This window comes from Halpernia humi (assembly GCF_900108025.1).
Lineage (GTDB): Bacteria > Bacteroidota > Bacteroidia > Flavobacteriales > Weeksellaceae > Halpernia > Halpernia humi.
The window spans coordinates 165920-186167 of sequence record NZ_FNUS01000006.1; the positions used below are offsets into that span (position 1 = coordinate 165920).

General features: G+C 30.6%; 19 protein-coding genes. All 19 read left to right on the top strand.

The annotated features are described in order from the left end of the window. Positions 1-20: 20 nt before the first annotated feature. Positions 21-1316 (top strand): ABC transporter ATP-binding protein, encoded by a 1296-nt coding sequence (locus C4S29_RS14945; protein ID WP_233740547.1) that lies wholly within the window; start codon positions 21-23, stop codon positions 1314-1316. Further along, positions 1316-2017 carry a class I SAM-dependent methyltransferase gene (locus tag C4S29_RS12215; RefSeq protein WP_103914378.1) on the top strand — a complete coding sequence of 234 codons (702 nt, stop codon included), beginning with the start codon at positions 1316-1318 and terminating at the stop codon, positions 2015-2017. Before C4S29_RS14945 ends, C4S29_RS12215 begins: the two co-directional genes overlap by 1 nt. Continuing rightward, positions 1998-3113 (top strand): glycosyltransferase, encoded by a 1116-nt coding sequence (locus C4S29_RS12220; protein ID WP_103914379.1) that lies wholly within the window; start codon positions 1998-2000, stop codon positions 3111-3113. Before C4S29_RS12215 ends, C4S29_RS12220 begins: the two co-directional genes overlap by 20 nt. After that, positions 3095-3952, top strand: a complete 858-nt coding sequence (locus tag C4S29_RS12225; RefSeq protein ID WP_103914380.1) for a glycosyltransferase — start codon at positions 3095-3097, stop codon at positions 3950-3952. Before C4S29_RS12220 ends, C4S29_RS12225 begins: the two co-directional genes overlap by 19 nt. Beyond that, positions 3949-4791 carry a glycosyltransferase family 2 protein gene (locus C4S29_RS12230; protein WP_103914381.1) on the top strand — a complete coding sequence of 281 codons (843 nt, stop codon included), beginning with the start codon at positions 3949-3951 and terminating at the stop codon, positions 4789-4791. The genes C4S29_RS12225 and C4S29_RS12230 overlap by 4 nt, the downstream gene beginning before the upstream one ends. Then, positions 4778-5851 (top strand): glycosyltransferase WbsX family protein, encoded by a 1074-nt coding sequence (locus C4S29_RS12235; protein WP_103914382.1) that lies wholly within the window; start codon positions 4778-4780, stop codon positions 5849-5851. Before C4S29_RS12230 ends, C4S29_RS12235 begins: the two co-directional genes overlap by 14 nt. A gap of 72 nt (positions 5852-5923) precedes the next feature. Continuing rightward, positions 5924-7072 (top strand): glycosyltransferase family 4 protein, encoded by a 1149-nt coding sequence (locus tag C4S29_RS12240; protein WP_103914383.1) that lies wholly within the window; start codon positions 5924-5926, stop codon positions 7070-7072. A gap of 37 nt (positions 7073-7109) precedes the next feature. Then, positions 7110-7991: a GT-D fold domain-containing glycosyltransferase gene (locus C4S29_RS12245; protein WP_103914384.1), complete on the top strand. Its 882-nt coding sequence runs from the start codon at positions 7110-7112 to the stop codon at positions 7989-7991. 25 nt (positions 7992-8016) lie between these two features. Next, a complete protein-coding gene (locus C4S29_RS12250; protein ID WP_103914385.1) occupies positions 8017-8967 on the top strand; it encodes a glycosyltransferase family 2 protein in 951 nt (316 codons plus the stop codon). Positions 8968-9000: 33 nt separating this feature from the next. Continuing rightward, positions 9001-10401: a Coenzyme F420 hydrogenase/dehydrogenase, beta subunit C-terminal domain gene (locus C4S29_RS12255; protein ID WP_103914386.1), complete on the top strand. Its 1401-nt coding sequence runs from the start codon at positions 9001-9003 to the stop codon at positions 10399-10401. A 17-nt stretch (positions 10402-10418) separates the two neighbouring features. After that, complete coding sequence (locus C4S29_RS12260) at positions 10419-11450, top strand: glycosyltransferase (RefSeq protein ID WP_103914387.1); 1032 nt, start codon at positions 10419-10421, stop codon at positions 11448-11450. Continuing rightward, positions 11443-12591 (top strand): glycosyltransferase, encoded by a 1149-nt coding sequence (locus C4S29_RS12265; protein ID WP_103914388.1) that lies wholly within the window; start codon positions 11443-11445, stop codon positions 12589-12591. Before C4S29_RS12260 ends, C4S29_RS12265 begins: the two co-directional genes overlap by 8 nt. A 10-nt stretch (positions 12592-12601) precedes the next feature. Further along, positions 12602-13666, top strand: a complete 1065-nt coding sequence (locus C4S29_RS12270; protein WP_103914389.1) for a polysaccharide pyruvyl transferase family protein — start codon at positions 12602-12604, stop codon at positions 13664-13666. A gap of 8 nt (positions 13667-13674) precedes the next feature. Next, positions 13675-14748: a glycosyltransferase family 4 protein gene (locus C4S29_RS12275; protein ID WP_103914390.1), complete on the top strand. Its 1074-nt coding sequence runs from the start codon at positions 13675-13677 to the stop codon at positions 14746-14748. A gap of 4 nt (positions 14749-14752) precedes the next feature. Continuing rightward, positions 14753-15874 (top strand): glycosyltransferase family 4 protein, encoded by a 1122-nt coding sequence (locus C4S29_RS12280; RefSeq protein WP_221405537.1) that lies wholly within the window; start codon positions 14753-14755, stop codon positions 15872-15874. Next, complete coding sequence (locus C4S29_RS12285) at positions 15829-16953, top strand: hypothetical protein (RefSeq protein WP_103914392.1); 1125 nt, start codon at positions 15829-15831, stop codon at positions 16951-16953. Before C4S29_RS12280 ends, C4S29_RS12285 begins: the two co-directional genes overlap by 46 nt. Before the next feature lie 90 nt (positions 16954-17043). Then, on the top strand, positions 17044-18138 hold the full coding sequence (locus tag C4S29_RS12290; protein WP_103914393.1) for an EpsG family protein: 1095 nt from the start codon (positions 17044-17046) through the stop codon (positions 18136-18138). Further along, a complete protein-coding gene (locus C4S29_RS12295; RefSeq protein ID WP_103914394.1) occupies positions 18138-19028 on the top strand; it encodes a glycosyltransferase family 2 protein in 891 nt (296 codons plus the stop codon). The genes C4S29_RS12290 and C4S29_RS12295 overlap by 1 nt, the downstream gene beginning before the upstream one ends. Then, on the top strand, positions 19025-20137 hold the full coding sequence (locus tag C4S29_RS12300) for a glycosyltransferase (RefSeq protein WP_103914395.1): 1113 nt from the start codon (positions 19025-19027) through the stop codon (positions 20135-20137). Before C4S29_RS12295 ends, C4S29_RS12300 begins: the two co-directional genes overlap by 4 nt. The last annotated feature ends 111 nt before the right edge of the window (positions 20138-20248 follow it).

Consider the following 20248-nt stretch of genomic DNA (forward strand, 5'->3'; position numbering starts at 1 on the left):
AAAAAGTAAAAGACAAAAAATTGAATAAAAACACAGCCATAATTGCTGAAAACATCTCTAAACAATACCGTTTAGGAGAAGTAGGAACAGGCACTATTACGCATGATCTTAATCGATTTTGGGCAAAAATACGTGGTAAAGAAGACCCTTTTCTTAAAATTGGCGAAGCCAATGATCGTAGTGCAAAAGGAGGAAGCGAGTATGTTTGGTCTTTGAAGGATATTAATTTTGAGATTGAAAAGGGCGATGCGGTAGGTATTATTGGTAGAAATGGTGCTGGAAAATCGACGCTATTAAAATTATTAAGCCGCGTTACAAAACCAACAACAGGTCATTTTGAAGTGCAAGGAAGAATCGCCTCACTTCTGGAAGTTGGCACAGGTTTTAATCCTGAAATGACAGGGCGAGAAAACATTTTTCTTAACGGCGCCATTTTAGGAATGCGCAAGCAGGAAATTAAAAAAAAGTTTGATGAAATTGTAGATTTTGCGGGGGTAGAACGTTATATCGACACACCTGTTAAACGCTATTCTTCCGGGATGTATGTGCGTCTGGCTTTTGCCGTGGCGGCGCATTTAGAATCTGAAATCTTAATAGTAGATGAGGTTCTTGCCGTAGGCGACGCCGAATTTCAAAAAAAATGCCTTGGCAAAATGGGCGATGTTTCAAAAGGAGAAGGAAGGACTGTTTTGTTTGTTAGTCACAATATGGGTTCCGTAAAAGAATTATGTGACAATTGTATGTTTTTAGAGAATGGAATAGTTCGAAATATAGACGTGACCGACAATATTATAAGAGAATATATTGGTATTGAAAATGAAAAAATTTTTACAAAAGATTTGGTGATAAATGATTCGCACAGAAGATATGAAACTGAACGTGAATTGGAGATAATGTCTTTAGAAATTTTAGATACCTTAATTGCTAACAAATATGCAACAAATTCAAAGATAAAAGTTAAAATTGAATTAAAAAGGAATAAAAAAATTATAGATAAGTTTAGAATTGCCGGTTCAATATTTTCCGAAGAACAGATTAAAATTGGAACGTTCTTTTCGGATTATTTAACTTTTGTAAATGAAGAATTTCAAACAGTAATTTTAAATATTGAAAATCACAATTTATCAAAAGGGAAATATTATTTTGGATTGTCTGTCGGAATAGGTAATCAAGATACAGATAATAAAGAGTTTGATATTGTATATGAAGTATTAGGTTTTGAAATAACCCATTCAAGAGATTTGAATAGTCCAATTTTAAAATGGCCAAATAACTGGGGGAATATTAATTTTAATGCAAGTATTACTAATATATAATGAATTATTTTACAGATTCTAAAATTAACTTTTCTAATTTAGATGTGTTCATAAGGAGAAGGAGCATCTTTAACGCAATTAAATGGGCATTACCTTATTTCGGTAAATCACTTTTGGATATTGGTTGCGGTAAAATGCCATATAAAAATGAAATTTTAGAAAATTCTCGCGTAGAAAGTTACGTCGGGCTAGATATTGATAGTGCAATAACTTATGATGAAGAAGTTATTCCAGATTTTAGATGGGATGGAAAAGTAATGCCGTTTGAAGATAATACCTTTGATTCTGCTTTTGCTACAGAGGTTTTGGAACATTGTCCAAATCCCGAAATTATCCTAGCAGAAATATTTAGAGTAATTAAGGATGATGGATGTTTTTTTTTTACTGTTCCTTTTATTTGGAATTTGCACGAAGTTCCTCATGATGAATTTCGATATACACCATTTTCTCTAAACAGACTTTTGGCAGAAGCAGGATTTGAAAACATTGAAATATACACTTCAGGCGGTTGGGATAGCTATTTAGCGCAGGCCATCGCTACTTGGATAAAAAGGTCATCTATTTCTCAAAGGAAAAAAGTGTTTTTTAGTTTCCTTTTAAAACCTTTAATAAAAAAGTTATATTCAAGGGATTTAAATAAAAAAATTTCTTTTAAAGATGGGCAAATGATAACAGATTTATATGGAATTGCAAAAAAGTAAAAAAAACATTGCTATAATTGTTGATACTGTAGATGAAATATCTGAAACTTTTATAAAAAATCACATAAAATATTTACCGCATTATAATTTTGTATTTAGTGGATTTCCTGTACCATTAAATAAAATGATGGTAAAACCTTCTTTATTTAATAAATTTAAATATAGAATGATTTCAAAAAAAATTGCGAAGTCATGGTTACAATTATATCAAGAAAATCAATTTACAAATGAAATAAAAAATAATAAAATCGATATAGTTTTTGCAGAATTTCTTACAAATGGTGTTAAAGTTTTGGAATTATGCAAAAAAAATAATTTACCCTTAATAGTCACCGCTTTAGGCTACGATATCTCTATTGAAAGTATTGTTACAAAAAATAATCTATTATATAAAGAGTTATTTGATTATTGCCAAAATATCGTTATTGTATCTAAACATATGAAGGACAAAATTTTAGAAATAGGTTGTGATGAGTCTAAAATTATTTATTCACCTTGTGGTCCAGATGAAAGTTTTTTTAATATTAATCCTAATTTTAAATCAAAACAAATATTTGCATTAGGAAGATTTGTAGATAAAAAAGGACCTATTTTTACACTTTTGGCCTTTAAGCAAGTACTAGAAAAAGTACCAAATGCAAATTTAGTTTTTGGTGGGGAAGGACAATTGTGGAATGCTGCAAAAGATTTAAGTTACTCTTTAGGTATGAATCAAAATGTGCTTTTCCCAGGTTTTATAAGTCAAGATAAGCAAAAAGAAATACTTTCAGAATCTATAATGTTTGTTCAACATTCTCAAAAAGCTGACAATGGCGATTCAGAAGGAACTCCTGTTGCATTGTTAGAGGCATCCGCTGCTTCATTACCGGTTGTTTCTACATTTCATGCTGGCATTCCAGATGTTATTTTGAATAATAAAACTGGCTTTTTGGTGAAAGAGAAAGATGTAAACAATATGGCTGAAAAAATGATTTATTTATTAGAAAATATAGATATAGCTAAAGGTATGGGAAAAGCCGGCAAAAAGTATGTTGAAAAGAATTTCTCATTAGAAAGCCATATTTCAGATCTTAATGAATGTATTTTACGAAAATGATGAACACTCCACTTTTCTCCATTCTCATCGCCCAATATAACAATGGCAAATTTTTCGAAGATTGTTATAAAAGTATTATGGCACAAACTTATCAAAATTGGGAAGCAATTATTGTAGATGATTGTTCTAATGATAATTCTTTGCAGCAAATTAAAAAATTGATAGGCGAAGATCATCGATTTAAAATCTTCACAAACGACCAAAACAAAGGTTGCGGTTTTACCAAAAGGAAATGCGTGGAACTAGCCTCTGGAGAAATATGTGCATTTCTAGATCCAGACGATACTATTTCGGAAATTGCTGTTGAAGAAATGGTAAAAACGCATATCGAGCTTCCCGATACTGGTTTGGTTTATTCTAATTTTATTTATTGTGATGATAATTTAAACCAAAAGGAAATTCATTTTCAAAATGCAGTTGTAAATTTTTCATCAGATTTTTTTAATCTAAAAGGGGAAATTTCTCATTTTGCAACCTTTAAAAAATCATTTTATGAGAAAACTTCAGGCATCGATGAATTTTTAATAAGAGCAGTAGACCAAGATTTATATTTAAAACTCTATGAAGTAGGAAAAGTATTTTATATAAATAAAAATTTTTATTATTATCGGATACACGATGGTGGTATTTCCACTAATGAAAATAAAAGAAAAGCAAAATATTGGCATTGGGTTGTTATTATTGCAGCAGCAAGAAGAAGAAAAGTTAATATTGAAAATCTATTTATGGATATTGAAACAATTCCTTTTCGAGAAAGAGCATTAGAATTGGAAATCGCAAATTATAATAAATCTATTATCTTTAAAGCACTAAGAAAAATTGGAATATTTAAAATATGAATAATCCTTTAATTTCCATAATAGTTCCCTGCTACAACCAAGCACAATATTTAGATGAATGCTTGCAATCCGTTTTAGACCAAACATACACAAAGTGGGAATGCATTATCGTGAATGATGGTTCGCCAGACAATACAGAAGAAATTGCAAAAATTTGGACTTTAAAAGATCCCCGTTTTAAATATTTTTATAAAGAAAATGGCGGTTTAAGTTCTGCCAGAAATTTTGGATTAAATTTAGCAAATGGCGCATTTGTTCAGTTGTTAGATTGTGATGATTATATTGCTAAAAATAAGTTAGAGTTACAAATCTTAGATTTAGAAAGTGGTGACATAAGCATTTCTGATTATGAAAAAGTAAATGATAACCACGAAAAACTTTCTTTGCAATATTGTGCACCTTTTACTGACACAGGTTTTAGTTTTGAAGATTTAATTTTAAAATGGGAAACTGAATTATCAATACCTTGTCATTGTGTTCTCTTTAAAAGAACAACACATAGATTTAACGAGAAATTAAAAAATCACGAAGATTGGGTTTTTTGGGTTCAACTTTTTTATTGTTCTCAAAAAATTATTTATAATAGAAATGTGTTGGCTTATTATCGTATTTCTGCCAATTCTATGAGTAGAAATATAAATGAAATGAATAAAGGTTTTTTAAAGGCTTGCAATTTTTTATTTTCTTATTTTCGAGAAAAGAAAGAAAGAAACGCTTTACTTTTACTTACGTCAAAAAAAAGAAGAATTAGAAATACTACAAAAATGACTTTGAAAGAAATTTTCGCAAAAAAATTTCCTTCAATTTACAATTCTTACCTTAATTATGTCAAACAATAAAATAAAATACCTCGCATACTACCTTCCGCAATTCCACCCAATTCCCGAAAATGACGAGTGGTGGGGAGAAGGTTTTACCGAATGGACCAATGTAAAAAAAGCAAAACCATTATTCAAAGGCCATCAACAACCAGTAAAACCGGGAGAATTGGGTTATTATGATCTTTTAAAAACAGAAGAAATTCAAGAAAAACAAGCCAAACTTGCCAAAGAACACGGCATTGATGGTTTTATTTATTACCAATATTGGTTTGGAAACGGTAAGATGCTTCTAGAAAAACCAGCAGAAAAAATGCTCGCCAATATAAATGTCGATTTGCCATTTTGCTTTTGCTGGGCAAATGAATCTTGGAGAGGCATCTGGCACGGTTTAGATAATCCAGATACGCTTATGGAGCAAACTTATAACGGCGAAGAAGATTATAAAAATTATTTCAATTATTTGCTTCCCTTTTTTCAAGACCAAAGGTATGTGAAAATTGATAATAAGCCTGTTTTTGTAGTGTATGATGCAGCCGCGCTTCCTAATGATTTTATACCATTTTTTCAAAACTTAGCAAAAGAAAACCAACTAAATGGGATTTATTTTATGGCGAGCAACAGAGGCAGTAATGATTATGATTACAAATCAAAAGGATTCGATTCTAAAATATCTGGAGATTACAACGTGCTGCTTGATAAGGAATTGTTTAAAATTAGAAAACCCACATTTAGAAACCGTTTATTAAAAAAACTTCAAAAAAATGTAAATCTTCCCATGGTTTTAGATTACAAAAGTTTTTTTAAAAAATTAAAGTACACAAATTCTAACGTAGAAACTTTTCCTATGGTTTTGCCCAATTGGGATAATACACCAAGAAGTAAATACAAAGGATTTTTATTTTCAAATTCTTCACCCGATTTATTTAAAAAGGAAATAAAAAAAGCCATAAAATTTCTGAATAACAAAGACTGTAAAGAAAAACTAATCATCATAAAATCGTGGAATGAATGGGCAGAAGGCAATTACATAGAACCTGATGAAAATTTAGGAAGAAATTGGTTAAAATCTTTCAAATAATTTTTTATACATACATTAATAAATTATATTTGAATCATTACACCAAATCAACGATGTAAAGTTGAAAAGTATATGAAAAAATTTAAAGTCGGGTACTATTGTTTGCACAATCCAGAGAACAAAAAAGCGTGGTCTGGAACTCATTATTCCATGATGAAAGCAATAGAAGATGCTGATTGTGAGGTTGTTAATTTGTCGCCAATTTTGTATCCACGTTCTTATCATCGTCTTTTAGCAGTTTATAATAAAATCCATAAATTATTTAGTGATAAATTAATTTATGAAGAGTTTACTTTTTTATCAGCAATTTATTCAGCAATTTACTTTAAAAAAATAATTAAAAATAAAGAAATTGATATCTTGTTTTGTCCCGCAGCAAGTGCGCAATTCGTCTTTTTACCGAGTAGATTTCCTGTTATATTTTTTAATGACAGCACATTTGATCAACTGAAAAACTATTATACTAATTTTAAATATTTTTCAAATTATTCTTTAAATATTTCATCCTTACTTCAAAAACTTGCCTTAAAAAAGGCCTCTAAAATTATTTTAAGTTCCAATTGGGCGAAAGATTTTGTAGTAAAGCATTATAAAAATTTAGAACATAAAATTGTTTTATCGTCTTTAGGCGCAAATATGGAAATCCCAAATTCCATTCATCAGAAAAAATACAACAGTCCCTTTGTTTTTCTTTTTGTGGGTTTAAATTGGGAGAGAAAAGGCGGCGACTTGGTATTAGAAACCGTAGAAAATTTACAAAAAAGAGGATTTAAAATTATTTTAAATTGTGTTGGAGTAAAACCTCCTGTTGAAAAAGAGTATATGGTTTATCATGGTTTTTTAGATAAAACTATTGCTAAAGATGCGCTTTTACTTAATAGATTATATAGTGAATCCCATTTTTTATTTGTACCAAGTAGAGCAGAATGCTACGGCATCGTTTTTAGTGAAGCTTCGGCCTATGGTTTAGTTAGTATCGCAAGCAATACAGGCGGAATTCCTTCTGTAGTTAATGAGGGAGTAAATGGTTTTTTATTTAGTTTAGATGCGCCCGCAGAAGACTATGCGAAAAAAATTGAAAACATTCTTTTGTCCCCGAATTTATTAAAAGAATTATCTCTTCGTGCAAGAGAATTTTATGAGAATAATTTAGATTGGCATATATTTTCAGAAAAATTTAATCAAATTTGCCAAGACATTATGTTTAAAAGTAAATCTTAAAAATTTATTTTTAAACAAATTAAGCCTTACTCTAAAAATGAAAAACTACCTCTATTATATTTATTGGATTTATAGAACTTTGCCTTTCCGGTGGAATTTCCCGAAGTATAAAATCATGTCTATTGAAGAAACTATTTCGGATATTATTACCCAAAAAAAAAGCATTTCTCGCTTTGGTGATGGTGAGTTTTTACTACTTTTAAAACAACAAGATCTTGGTTTTCAGAAGCAAAATACTTTATTGGTAGATCAACTTCTAGAAGTTTTAAATAATCGAAACCCTAAATTTTTGGTCGCAATTCCTGATAGTTTAGCAAGCACCAAAACGCACAAAAGATTTGCTAAAGTTTACTGGAAATTATTTATCAATACACACGGCAAAACGCTTGTGAAATTGTTAGATAAAAAATATAATTACGGTAATGCAAATATCACCAGATTGTATGTGGGGATGAAAAACCAAGCGAAATCAAAAATCTATTTTGAAAAAATAAAAGCAATTTGGGAAAATAGAAATATTTTAATAATCGAAGGCGAACTTTCCAGATTAGGCGTAGGAAATGACTTGTTTGATAATGTAAAAAGTTTAGAAAGAATCATTTGTCCGCAGAAAAATGCATTTGAAAAATACGAAGAAATAAAAGCAGCGGCAATTAAATTGGGCAAAGATAAATTGATTCTGTGTGCTTTAGGTCCAACTGCAACGGTTCTTTGCTCGGACCTTGCAAACGAAGGATTTTGGGCGTTTGACATCGGCCACATCGATGTAGAATATATGTGGATGCTGATGAAAGCCGAGGGAAGAGTTTCTATAAAAGGTCGTTATGTTAATGAATCCGATAATTCAGAAGGCTTTGAATTGGAACCAGAATTAAAATCAGGATATGAAAAATCCATTATTTTAGATTTATCCCAATAAAAAATTAAGTTATTTTTGATTTAAAATGAACAAATATCCTAAAATAAGCGCGTGTATTGTTACCTATAATCAGGAAGATCTTATTTCGCAATGCCTCGATGGCGTGCTAATACAAGATTATCCTGGTGAAATTGAAATTGTCTTAAGCGATGACTGCTCTACAGATAACACCGACGCAGTTATTACGGATTATATTGCCACAAAAAAAATTCCAGAAAACATTACGGTAAAATATATCAGCCAACAAATTAATAAAGGTTACGTTAGAAATCTTATGTTTGTTTTGAGCGATGCAACAGGAGATTACATTGCACTTTGCGACGGAGACGATTACTGGACGAGTGTAGATAAATTGAGAAAACAATGCGATTTTTTAGAGAAAAATCCAGATTATAGTTTGTGTTATACCTCTTACCAATGCATCGATTTAAAAGGCAATAAGTTAGGTGTAGCGAGAAGTGGTTTAAACAAGAAGAATACTGCAGATGAGGTTTTGCAGGGAAGATTTTTATTACCCATAAGAACCGCATTTTCAAGAAATTTTTCCAATGAATTTGTGCCATTTTTTGAAAAATTTCTAAACCCTACGAGCGCAGACCGAATATATCCTTACTTTTATGCGTTGAAAGGAAAGGTGAAGTTTTTTGATGAAATTACTGCAGTTTACAGAGTTCATGAAGGCGGAATATGGACTCGTTTAGACGAAAGAAGAAAAATTGAGGAAAGCATAAAGCATCAAATGATTTTCATTGAACGTGCTACCGATAATGAACTAAAGAAAAATAGCGCTAAAAAGATTTTTTTCCGGGACACCTTAAGCAGTTTGTATTTCAAATTCGTGAAAGATCCGTCCAATATCTTCGGGAATATAATTTTTGTTGTTAAAAAAAATAAAATTGCAAAATCGCAACTTTTACCTGCTGCATTAGATTTTTTTAAGTATTACCTGCAGATTTTAAAATCTAAATTTAAGTAAGATGAAAACATTCTGGTTTATCAACATATTAAAATGAACATTCCAAAAGTAATAAACCTTGTCGTGAAAAACGACCTTTGCGTTGGTTGTGGCATTTGTGTGTACAAATGTCCTTCAAATGCTTTGGAAATGGCTTGGGATAAAAATGGATTTTTATTTCCAAAAGTCATTAGTTCTTGCGATTCTGAAGGCGATTGCCTAGAGGTTTGTCCCTTTAATTCAATCCCAAAAGATGAGGTAAAAACAGAAAATGAAATTGCACAATTATTTTTAGAAACTGAAAATCACCACCAAAAAATCGGGAAATACAAGCAGATTTATGCGGGATTTTCTACAGAATTTCGCTTGTCATCTTCTTCTGGCGGCTTGGGAACTTACATTTCGACAAAACTTTTAGAAAACAAAATCGTAGATCACATTTTTTCTATAAAGGAGTCTTCAGAACCGGGCATTTTTTATCAATATTCTGTGAGCAGTAGCAAATCAGATTTATTGCGAGCCTCTAAAACACGCTATTTTCCGGTCACTTTAGCCACCGTTTTTTCTGAAATTAATCAATTGGAAGGCAAAATAGCAATAGTTGGCGTTGGCTGTTTTATTAAAGCCATTCGGCTTGCACAGCATTCTGAGCCAAAATTAAAAGAGAAAATTCCGTTTTTAATCGGCATTATTTGTGGCGGATTGAAAAGCAGTTTTTTCACCGAATATTTAGCGTCCAAGATGGCGGTTGAAATAAAAAATATCCGAAAACCACAATTTCGAAAAAAAGATTTTTCGAGTACGGCAAACGATTATTCTTTTTCTTGTTCTGATGAAAATGAAGAAGAAAAATCCATCAAAATGAAAACCGTAGGCGATATGTGGGGAACCGGACTTTTCAAAGCCAATGCCTGCGATTTTTGTGAGGATGTCACCACAGAATTAGCGGATATTTCACTTGGCGACGCGTGGCTAGATCCTTTCGACAAAGATGGAAAGGGAACAAATGTCATCGTAACGCGCTCTTTATTAGCAGAAAATTTAATAAAAGAAGGCATTAAAAATAAAGATTTAGAAGTTGATTTTTTACCGCTTGAAATCTTTTTATCTTCGCAACAAGGAAGTTTTAATCACCGCCATAAAGGTTTGCCTGCAAGAATTAAATTGGCGAAAAAGAAAAACCAATTAGTTCCACCAAAACGATATGAAAATGAAACTGTGGGTTGGGATTTTAAATTGGTGCAAAAACAACGCATGAAAGTGCGCGCCGAAAGTCTAGCCGTTTGGCAACATAAAAAAGAGGCTTCTGTTTTTGATGAAACTATACAGAAATCTTTAAAAAAATTAAATTTTTATACCAAGATTTATCACAAAAGAAGACGGTTTTCACAACTTAAAAATAAAGTAATTGTGAAAATAAATAATCGTATTTTTTCTAAAAATAAGAACCAATAATTTATTTTAAAAAAAGTATGAGTAATAAATTAAGCGTCATCGTTCCTGTTTATAATGTTGAAAATTATCTGCATCAATGTGTAGATTCCATTATAAATCAGACTTTTGCAGACTTAGAAATTATTTTAGTTAATGATGGTTCTACGGATTCTTCACCGCAGATTTGTGATGATTTTGCAAAAAAAGATTCTAGAATTAAAGTTATTCATATTCAAAATTCGGGTGTTTCTGTGGCAAGAAATATTGGGATAGAAAGTGCAACAAGCGATTACATTACATTTGTAGATAGCGATGATTGGCTTGAACTTTCGATGTATGAAAACATGTTCGAAATTAATAATCAGGATGAAAAGTTTGATGTCATTATGTGCGATTTTACGAATGTTAAAGAAAATTCTAAGGAACAAATTTCAGCCAATATTCGGAAAGGAATTTATTCTAAAAAACAAATCGTTGAAGAACTTTTTCCTACGTTGTTGGTCGCCGAAAATTTTGGTCGTATTCCAATTGTTTCAGTTTGCAATTGTCTTTTTCATTGTTCGATTCTGGTAAAGAACAAAATAAGATTTGATGCAGAATTAAAGTTTGCTGAAGATTATTTGTTTATGGCAAACCTAATGACAGAAGCAAATTCGTATTATTATTTAAAAGAAAATTATTTTTATAATTACCGGCAATACGATGATTCTCGGTCCAAAAAATTTCAAAATTCTTGGTGGCAAAATTTATTAAATTTAAACCATAAACTCAAAAATCTTCTCGAAAATAACAAAGATTTTAATTTCTCGCGACAGTTGAAATTGCAATTATTACATTCAGTTTTTTTTGTTTTAAATAGTATTTATAAAAACAAAACTTTAAATTTCGGTAAAAAATTAAAGGAAGTTAGATTAATATTAAATACGCCAGAATTAGAAAATTCATTTTCAGATTTAAGCCTTAAAAAACAAGTGAAAGCACAAAAAATTTTATTTTTTTTCATTAAAAACAAAATGGCTTTCAGTTATTTAGCATTTTTGCGTATCATTTCATTCCTAAAAAATGCGTAAAGTTTTAATTATTTCAAACGATTTAGAGATGGGCGGCATTCAAAAAAGTTTGATTGATTTCTTGCATTTTCTATCTAAAAAAGAGTTCCGTTTAGATGTATTACTTTGGGAAAAAGAAGGTGTATTAAAATCACAAATTCCAACGTCCGTCAATATTATTGAGAGAAAATATCCTAAAACTTGGAACGAAATTAAAAAAGAGAAAAATGTTTTAAGCAAAATTCAATATTTTTTTAATTATTTAAAGTTTAATTTCTATTCGAAAATCCTAAAAAAACCTTGGCTTTATTTCGCTAAAATTTCTGAAACTTATGATTTTGCAATCAGTTATTCTCAAAATGGATTTCCGCGATTTTTTGCGATTGACAAAGTGAAATCTAAGAAAAAATACCTTTGGTTTCACCACGGATCTTATGATTTTAAAGGAAAAGAATACGATTTGGATAAAAAATATTTTGCTAAATTTAATCAATTAATTACCGTTTCGGATGCCAATAAAACGATGCTTTTAAAACATTTTCCTGATTTAGAAGATAAAATTTCTGTTGTTCCAAATATCATTAATGTTGAGAAAATTATTTCTGACGCTAAAGAATTGGTTTTGGATTTTCCTAAAATTGAAGGCGTTTACAATTTCGTAACCGTAAGTCGATTTTCAAAAGAAAAAGGAATTAATCTCGCGGTAGATATTGCGACAGAACTTAGAAATCAAGGCTTGAAATTCAAATGGTATTTCATTGGTGAAGGCAAAACTTTTTTAGAAATAAAAAAATTAGTTGCGGAAAGAGATTTAAAAGATGTTTGTATTCTTTTAGGGACGAAAGAAAATCCGTATCCTTACATGAAATTAGCGGATTTTTACATTCAAACTTCCTTTGTAGAATCGCAATCTATCACGATTTATGAGGCTTTAGCATTGAAAAAATTAATTTTTACGACAGATTTACCGGCGTTAAACGATGCTTTAGAAAATGGAAACCTGGGTGTTTTGTGCAAAGCAGAAAAAATGGATTTTGTAAATAAAATCACCCATTTGCTCAACAATGATTTACTTAAAAATAATTTATTGGAAACTGTTGAAAAACATGAAGTTAAGAATGAAATTGCTTTTAATAAACTGAATGAATTATTTGAAATTTAGACAATAAGCAATGAAAAAAATAGGAATTATATCGCTTTTTGGTTATAACAATTACGGCAACAGGTTGCAACTTTTTGCCGTTCAAAAAGTGTATAAAACGCTAGGTTTTGAGTCTGAAATCATAAAATATAAACAAGAAATTCCAAAAGACCCGATTGTAATTCAAATAAAGGTTTTACTTACTAAAATTTTGTTTTTAAAATCAAATTTATCTAAATCTCACCTAAAAAATAAAAGGATAAATAATTTTAAAAAACATGCAAAATTAAATTATACAGAATCAGCAAATCAAATAAATCCGCTGAAAATTGCTTCTAATTTCCATGAAAATTATTCATTTTTTAGCGTTGGAAGCGATCAAATTTGGGGTTGGTTTACGCATTCTATTTCCGATTTTGTTTTTCTAAAATTTGCGCCAAAAGAAAAAAGAATCACCTTTTCACCCAGTTTTGGAAGTTCTAAAATCGACGAAAAATACCGAGAGATTTTCACCAAAGGTTTAGAAGAATTTGAATATATCAGTGTGCGCGAAGAAAGTGGCGCAAAAATCGTAAAAGATTTCACTGGAAAAGAAGCAACGGTTCTTTGTGATCCCACAATGTGTCTTTCTAAAGAAGATTGGCTGGAATTTGCAACATCGCACAACAAAAAACCGACGCGAAAATTTGTCTTGACTTATTTTCTTGGTGAAAAATCACCAAAAGTGAATGCCGTTTTGAATGGAATTTCTAAAGATTTCGAAGTCGTAAATTTGAATGATTTAAAATCCTCAGAATTTTACGCCATCACGCCTTCAGAATGGGTAGATTATATTAATTCTGCAAGTTTATTTTTAACAGATTCCTTTCACGGCGTGGTTTTTTCAATCGTTTTGCAGACGCCTTTTGCCGTTTATAGCAGAGTTGGTGGTGAAAATATGCAAACCAGAATTACCAATATTTTAGAAAAATTTTCCCTGCAAGATCGATTTGAATTAACTTCAAATGATTCATCTTTGTTTAATATGGATTTTAAAAATTCAGAGGAAATTATAAACTTTGAAAAGGAAAAGGTTTATCGTTTTTTAAAAAAATAGTTAAAAATTTGAAATTACTCTACATCACAAATGGCATCACAGGTTCTGGCGGACTCGAAAGAGTTTTGGCCGTGAAAACTGCGCTATTGGTAGAAAATTTTGGCTATGAAATTCATATATTAAGTTTAAATGAAAACGGAAAAGCGACTTTTTTTAAATTTTCTGATAAAATTAAAAGACATTCCATAGAAATTTCTGGCAATAAATTTCAGTATTTTTTGAAGTACAAAAGTGGAATTCAGAAGATTGTAGATGAAGTTAAACCTGATGTTATTTCAGTTTGCGATGATGCTTTGAAAGGTTTTTTTCTTCCTTATTTAATTAAGACCAAATCGAAATGGATTCACGAAAGTCACGCTTCTTTTTTGTTGGGAAATAAAGGAAAAGGACTTCCCTTAAAGAAAAAAATACAACACCAAATAAAGCAGATTTTAGGAAAAAACTTTTCGAAAATAATTTTGTTGACAGAAGCCAATAAAAAAGAATGGTCGCTGAAAAATTTGCTCGTTATTCCCAATCCTTTGTCATTTGAAAGCCAAGAAATTTCTTCTCTAAAAAACAAAAAAATAATTGCCGTCGGAAGTTATAGTTTTAACAAAGGCTATGATTTATTATTAAAAATTTGGGCGAAAATTGAAACCAATTTCCCAAATTGGGAACTCAATGTTTATGGTAGAAATACCAAAGAATATTTACAAACTGAGGCAGAGAATTTAAACTTAAAAAACATTCATTTTTTTTCTTCGGTTCCGGATATTGAAAAAAAATATGTAGAATCTTCTTTTTTGGTTTTGCCATCGCGTTCGGAAGGTTTCGGAATGGTTTTGATAGAAGCGATGAGTTGCGGTTTGCCAGTCATCAGTTTTGATTGTCCGCACGGTCCGAAGGAAATTATCAGCAACGGAAAAGATGGTTTTTTAATAGAAAATGGAAATATAGATGAATTTTCAACAAAAATAAAAACGCTTATAAATGATGAAAATTTACGGCAAGAAATGGGGAAAGCGGCGAAATTAAATTCAAAGAAATTTAATGCGGAAACAATTGTGAAACAGTGGGATGAACTTTTTAAAAAAATATAAAAAAGTGAAAATTCTCTATCTCACAGATCAAGTTTATCTTCATGGGGGCATTGAAAAAGTGCTTTCCCAGAAGGCTAATTATTTTGCAGATAGTTCTGGTGATGAGGTTTTTATTGTGACTTATAATCAAGAAGGAAAAACGCCGGTTTATGATTTTAGTTCAAAAATTATTTGGGAAGATTTGGCAATTAATTATGAAATTGGGAAAAGTTATTTCCACCCTAAAAATTTAAAAAAAATCCCGAAACATATTTCTGCTTTGAAGGATGTTTTGGGAAAAATAAATCCAGATGTTGTAATAAGTTCAAGTTTCGGTCCCGATTTTTATTTTTTGCCTTATATCAGAAAAAATAGTCCTAAAATTAAAGAATTTCATGGTTCCCGTTATTTTTATGAAAAGCAGGAAAGTGGCTTCAAAAAAAGATTATTGCATCTTCTAAATAAAATAATTGAAAAAAAATACACTTCGATTGCGGTTTTAAATGAAGATGAACAAAATTTCTATACGAACGACAACATTGCAGTCATTCCAAATCCAGCGGAAATTTCTGATAAACGCGCCGGTTTAAAATCGAAGAAAATAATGGCTGCTGGAAGAATTTCACCGGTTAAAAATTTTGGTGATTTAATAGAAATATTTTCAAAAATTAGTAAAGATTTTCCCGAGTGGGAATTGCATTTTTTTGGTGAAGATTATCTTGGAACTCAGCAATTATTAGAACATAAAATTGCAGAATTTGGTCTACAAAATCAAATAAAATTTAAAGGAAATGTTCCAGATTTAAAAAGTGAAATGCAAAATTACAGCATTTACGCCATGACTTCTGAAACCGAATGTTTCCCGATGGTTTTGTTAGAATCGCTTTCTATAGGTTTGCCGATCATAAGTTATGATTGCCCAACCGGACCAAAATATATCGTGAAAAACGAGGAAGATTCTTTTCTTATTCCTAATAAAAATTTAGATATTTTTACTGAAAAATTAAAATTATTAATGGAAAATGAGCAACTTCGGCAAGAATTGAGCAAACGAGGTTTAGAGAATGTTTCTCGTTTTGAAATTAATATTGTGATGAAGCAATGGCAAAATTTGTTCGAAAAAGTCAGTTCAAGTGGAAAGAAGTAGATATTTTAAAAATTATAAATAACAGAGTGAAAAAATTCTTAATATCTCTTTTTTATTTGCTTACAAATCCTGTGAGAGCCGTGAAAATTATGAGTTTGTATCGCTTTTTGAAAGGTAGATATAGAGCGACAATAATTTTGTCACATTCATACAGAGAGGCTTTTTACAGAAGAAAACAGGGAAGAAACAATCATTTAAAAGCAGCAGATTTTAACAAAAAAAACACATTAGAAAATCAACAAATAATAATTAATATTCACGATGGTTTAATGCGTTCTGGAGGTTTAACAGATCGTTTAAAGGGAATTTGCACGCTTTATATGTTCGCGAAAAAGAACAATTTTAAATTTAAAATTTATTTTATTTACCCATTTAATTTAGAAAAATACTTGGTGCCGAATAATTATGATTGGTCAATAGAGGAAGATGAAATATATTATAATTTAACGAAAACAGCCATTTACACTTGGGAAAATGAAAAATTCGCTGGTGATTTTTTCCGATTGAATAAATCTAAAGAACAACTACACGTCAGTTGTAATTCTGGGGAATGTTTTAATCATTATTCAGAATTATTTTTTGAACTGTTTAAGCCATCGCCATTTTTAGAATCTAAAATAGAATTTCATCGTCAAAAACTTGGTGGAGTGGGGAATTATATTTCAATGTCATTTCGTTTTCAAAATTTATTGGGCGAGTTTGAAGAAGGAAAAAGTACTGCTTTAAATGAAGAAAAACGAAAATTTTTAATAGAAAAATGCTTAATTGCGGTAAATAAAATTAAATTGAAACACAAAGATGCGAAAAAAATTTTGATAACTTCTGACAGTAATATTTTTCGAGAAATTGCTACAAAAACTTACGCCTATATTTACACCTATATTTTACCAGAAGAAGTAGGACATATTGATTTTGCAGATGCAGGGAAAGGAAAAGAACTTACCGCATTTATGGATATGTTTCTAATTGCAGGTGCGGAAAAAGCCTATCAAATAAGAAGTGCAGAAATGTATAACAGTGATTTTCCTAAAATGGCTGCAAAAATCAATAATGTGCCCTACGAAATGATTTTAATTTAATATTTCATCTCGTGAGGAAATTTCTTGAGACAGAATCTTTTATGATTCCTAAAAAAAAATTAGATATTTTTACTGAAAAAACTAATATTATTGTTTGATTGGGTTCCTTTAAGCAGTTATACTGCAATTTACTATAATATAATGATGGTCTTGATGCTCATCACGCTTTTTCATTCTTATCAAAGCGATTTGTTTACAGTAAATACCAAAAATTTTGCTAAAATTTTGGGTCTTTTCAGTTTATTTTTAATCACTTTTTATTTAGGAACGCGCCCGGTAAGTTATCAATTTGGGGATATGTTGACTTATTCTAAATTTTATAATCGTATTGTTGCTGGCGAAACTCCCATTGTTACAAAAGATTTTTTATTCAATTATTTTTTAATTTTTTGTGCCCATATAATTGGAGAACGCATTTTTTTCTTTATTTGCGCTGTCATTTATATCATTCCTTGTTATGTTTTTTCTAAAAAATATTGCGGCTCATATTGGTATTTTGTTTTTTTTATTTTCATAGGTTCTTATATGTTTTGGCCATTTGGTACCAATGGAATAAGAAATGGTTTGGGAACTTCAATTTTCATATTAGCGCTTTGTTTTTATAACCGAAAAGTTGTTATGTATATTTTAATGGCTGTTTCTTTTGGTGTGCATAGTTCGCTTATAATCCCGATAGCGGCATTTTTTGTAGCGGGAGTTTATAAAAACCCTAAAGTTTATCTTTATATTTGGGCTGCAGCAATTCCACTTTCCTTAGTTGGTGGTGGTTTTTGGGAAACTTTATTTGCAAGTATTGGTTTCGGTAGTGATTCTAGAGCGGTAGATTATCTTACAAAAGGAAATGCATATCATGATCATTTTGCTTACACAGGATTTCGTTGGGATTTCTTGTTTTATTCTTCTTTTGCAGTTTTCGCTGGTTGGTATTTTATATTTAAGAAAAATATTACAGATAAATTTTACATCCATCTTTGGGGAATTTATATGATTGCCAATGCCTTTTGGATTTTAGTAATTCGCGCTAATTTTTCAAATCGTTTCGCCTATTTATCGTGGTTTTTAATGGCGCCCATTATTGCCTATCCTTTATTACGTTACAAAATGTTTCCGAATCAGTATAGAATAATAGGCATTGTTTTAGTGGTTTATTATATGTTCACTTATTTTATGTATTTAAAAGGATAATGATAAAACTAACTATTTTCACGCCCACTTTCAACCGAATACATCTTTTGCCGCGGTTGTATGAAAGTTTAAAATCTCAAACCAATAAAGATTTTATTTGGATGTTGATTGACGACGGTTCTACAGATGGCACGGAAGACTTGGTGAACCAATGGAAACTAGAAAATGAATTTGAAATTCAATATTTTTATAAAAAAAATGAAGGCATGCATTCTGCTCATAATTGGGCTTACGAAAGGATACAAACGGAATGGAATACCTGTATAGATTCTGATGATAAAATGCCCAAAAATGCGGTGGAAATTATTGTTCGAGAAATTTTAAAAATTAATAATGAAAACTGCTACGGAATAGTAGGTTTAGATGCAGATTTTAACGGTAAAATTTTAGGTGAATATTTTCCCCAAAATTTAAAAGAAGTACAAATGATGGATTTGGCTAGAAAACATAAAGTTACAGGCGATAAAAAATTGGTTTTTAAAACGGAAATTTTAAGAAAATTACCGCCATATCCAATTTTTAGCGGCGAAAAACTAGTGCCACTCAGTTACAAATCTTTTGAAGCCGAAGCCCAAGGTTATTATTTAATTCCAAAAAACGAAATTTATTGCCTTGTAGAATACCAGGAAGATGGCTCTACAAATAATATGTGGCGACAATATAGATTGAATCCGCAGGGTTTTGCTTTTATGAGACTTAAAAAATTGAATTCTAAAATAGGTGTAAAAGAGCAATTTAGAAACGCCATTCATCTTGGATCTTCCGTTCTTTTTACAAAAAATTACCGGCAATTAAGCCAAACAAAATACCCGATAATTGTTTTATTATCGATGCCTTTTTCTATTTTACTAAATCTGTATAACCGATACAAAACCAAAAATTTATTTTGAAAGTCCTTCACATCATCAATTCTCTCGCAACAGGCGGCGCAGAAAAACTGATTTTGGAAACACTTCCAAGATACAATGCGTTGGGAATAAAAGCAGATGTTTTATTATTGAACGGCACTTCACATCCATTTTTAGAGGCATTAAAAAAACAAAACTGCTGTGAGATTTTTATTTTGGGAAAGTCTTCGCCTTATCAATTAAAATTTATTTTAAAAATTATTCCTTATTTAAAAAAATACGATTTAATTCACGCACATCTTTTCCCAGCAACTTATTTCTCAATAATTGCGAAAAAACTTTCATTGTCGAAAACACCCGTAATTTTCACTGAGCATAATACATCCAATAAAAGATTTCGAAGCAAAAAACTTAAAAAAATCAACCGCTGGGTTTATTCCTTTTTTGATTGTATTGTTTGCATTACTGACGAAGTAAAACAAGAAGTAATCGCGCAAACTTCTTTGCCAGAAGAGAAATTAGTGGTAATAAACAATGGGGTAGATGTGTCTAAATTTTCGCAAGCGGAAGCACAGGATCGGACTTTAATAGACCATTCTTTGCAAAAAAATGATTTTTTGCTTTGCCAAGTTTCCTCTTTTCGAGCGCAGAAAGATCAAAAAACTGTTATAAAAGCATTACAATATTTGCCTGAAAATGTCAAATTAATTTTAGTGGGCGAGGGAAGTTTAAGAGAAAGTGCTGAAAATTTAGTGAAGGAATTAAATTTGGAAAACCGCGTTTGTTTTGTTGGGAATAGAACAGATATTCCGCAAATTTTAAAAACTGCAAATGTTAATATTTTATCTTCTAATTATGAAGGTTTGTCGCTTTCAAGTATTGAAGGAATGTCTGCTGGCAGACCTTTTATAGCAAGTGATGTGCCCGGTCTTTCTGATGTTGTGCGCCATGCAGGCATTCTTTTCCCAAAAGGCGATGAAAAAAAATTAGCAGAAGAAATTCATCATTTAATGGAAGACGAAAATTATTATCAATCTATTGTAGAAAAATGTTTGAAAAGAGCTGCGCAATTTGATATTAATATAATGGTTGAAAAGCACGTTTTATTCTATCAAAAAATGCTTGCTTCCAAAGAAAGTATAAAAACTTGAGTTCGATTATTAAACAATTTTAAAATATCAATAGGAATGGGCTTTAGCCCATTTTTTAAAATTATAGTAAAATTGGCTTTAGCCAAATCATATTTTAAGTTTCGGCTAAAG

What these genes read in the sequence shown, in the direction of transcription:
- C4S29_RS12215 (WP_103914378.1), top strand. Translation starts at nt 1,316, where the DNA reads ATGAATTATTTTACAGATTCTAAAATTAACTTTTCTAATTTAGATGTG.
- C4S29_RS12220 (WP_103914379.1), top strand. Translation starts at nt 1,998, where the DNA reads ATGGAATTGCAAAAAAGTAAAAAAAACATTGCTATAATTGTTGATACT.
- C4S29_RS12225 (WP_103914380.1), top strand. Translation starts at nt 3,095, where the DNA reads ATGTATTTTACGAAAATGATGAACACTCCACTTTTCTCCATTCTCATC.
- C4S29_RS12230 (WP_103914381.1), top strand. Translation starts at nt 3,949, where the DNA reads ATGAATAATCCTTTAATTTCCATAATAGTTCCCTGCTACAACCAAGCA.
- C4S29_RS12235 (WP_103914382.1), top strand. Translation starts at nt 4,778, where the DNA reads ATGTCAAACAATAAAATAAAATACCTCGCATACTACCTTCCGCAATTC.
- C4S29_RS12240 (WP_103914383.1), top strand. Translation starts at nt 5,924, where the DNA reads ATGAAAAAATTTAAAGTCGGGTACTATTGTTTGCACAATCCAGAGAAC.
- C4S29_RS12245 (WP_103914384.1), top strand. Translation starts at nt 7,110, where the DNA reads ATGAAAAACTACCTCTATTATATTTATTGGATTTATAGAACTTTGCCT.
- C4S29_RS12250 (WP_103914385.1), top strand. Translation starts at nt 8,017, where the DNA reads ATGAACAAATATCCTAAAATAAGCGCGTGTATTGTTACCTATAATCAG.
- C4S29_RS12255 (WP_103914386.1), top strand. Translation starts at nt 9,001, where the DNA reads ATGAACATTCCAAAAGTAATAAACCTTGTCGTGAAAAACGACCTTTGC.
- C4S29_RS12260 (WP_103914387.1), top strand. Translation starts at nt 10,419, where the DNA reads ATGAGTAATAAATTAAGCGTCATCGTTCCTGTTTATAATGTTGAAAAT.
- C4S29_RS12265 (WP_103914388.1), top strand. Translation starts at nt 11,443, where the DNA reads ATGCGTAAAGTTTTAATTATTTCAAACGATTTAGAGATGGGCGGCATT.
- C4S29_RS12270 (WP_103914389.1), top strand. Translation starts at nt 12,602, where the DNA reads ATGAAAAAAATAGGAATTATATCGCTTTTTGGTTATAACAATTACGGC.
- C4S29_RS12285 (WP_103914392.1), top strand. Translation starts at nt 15,829, where the DNA reads ATGGCAAAATTTGTTCGAAAAAGTCAGTTCAAGTGGAAAGAAGTAGAT.
- C4S29_RS12295 (WP_103914394.1), top strand. Translation starts at nt 18,138, where the DNA reads ATGATAAAACTAACTATTTTCACGCCCACTTTCAACCGAATACATCTT.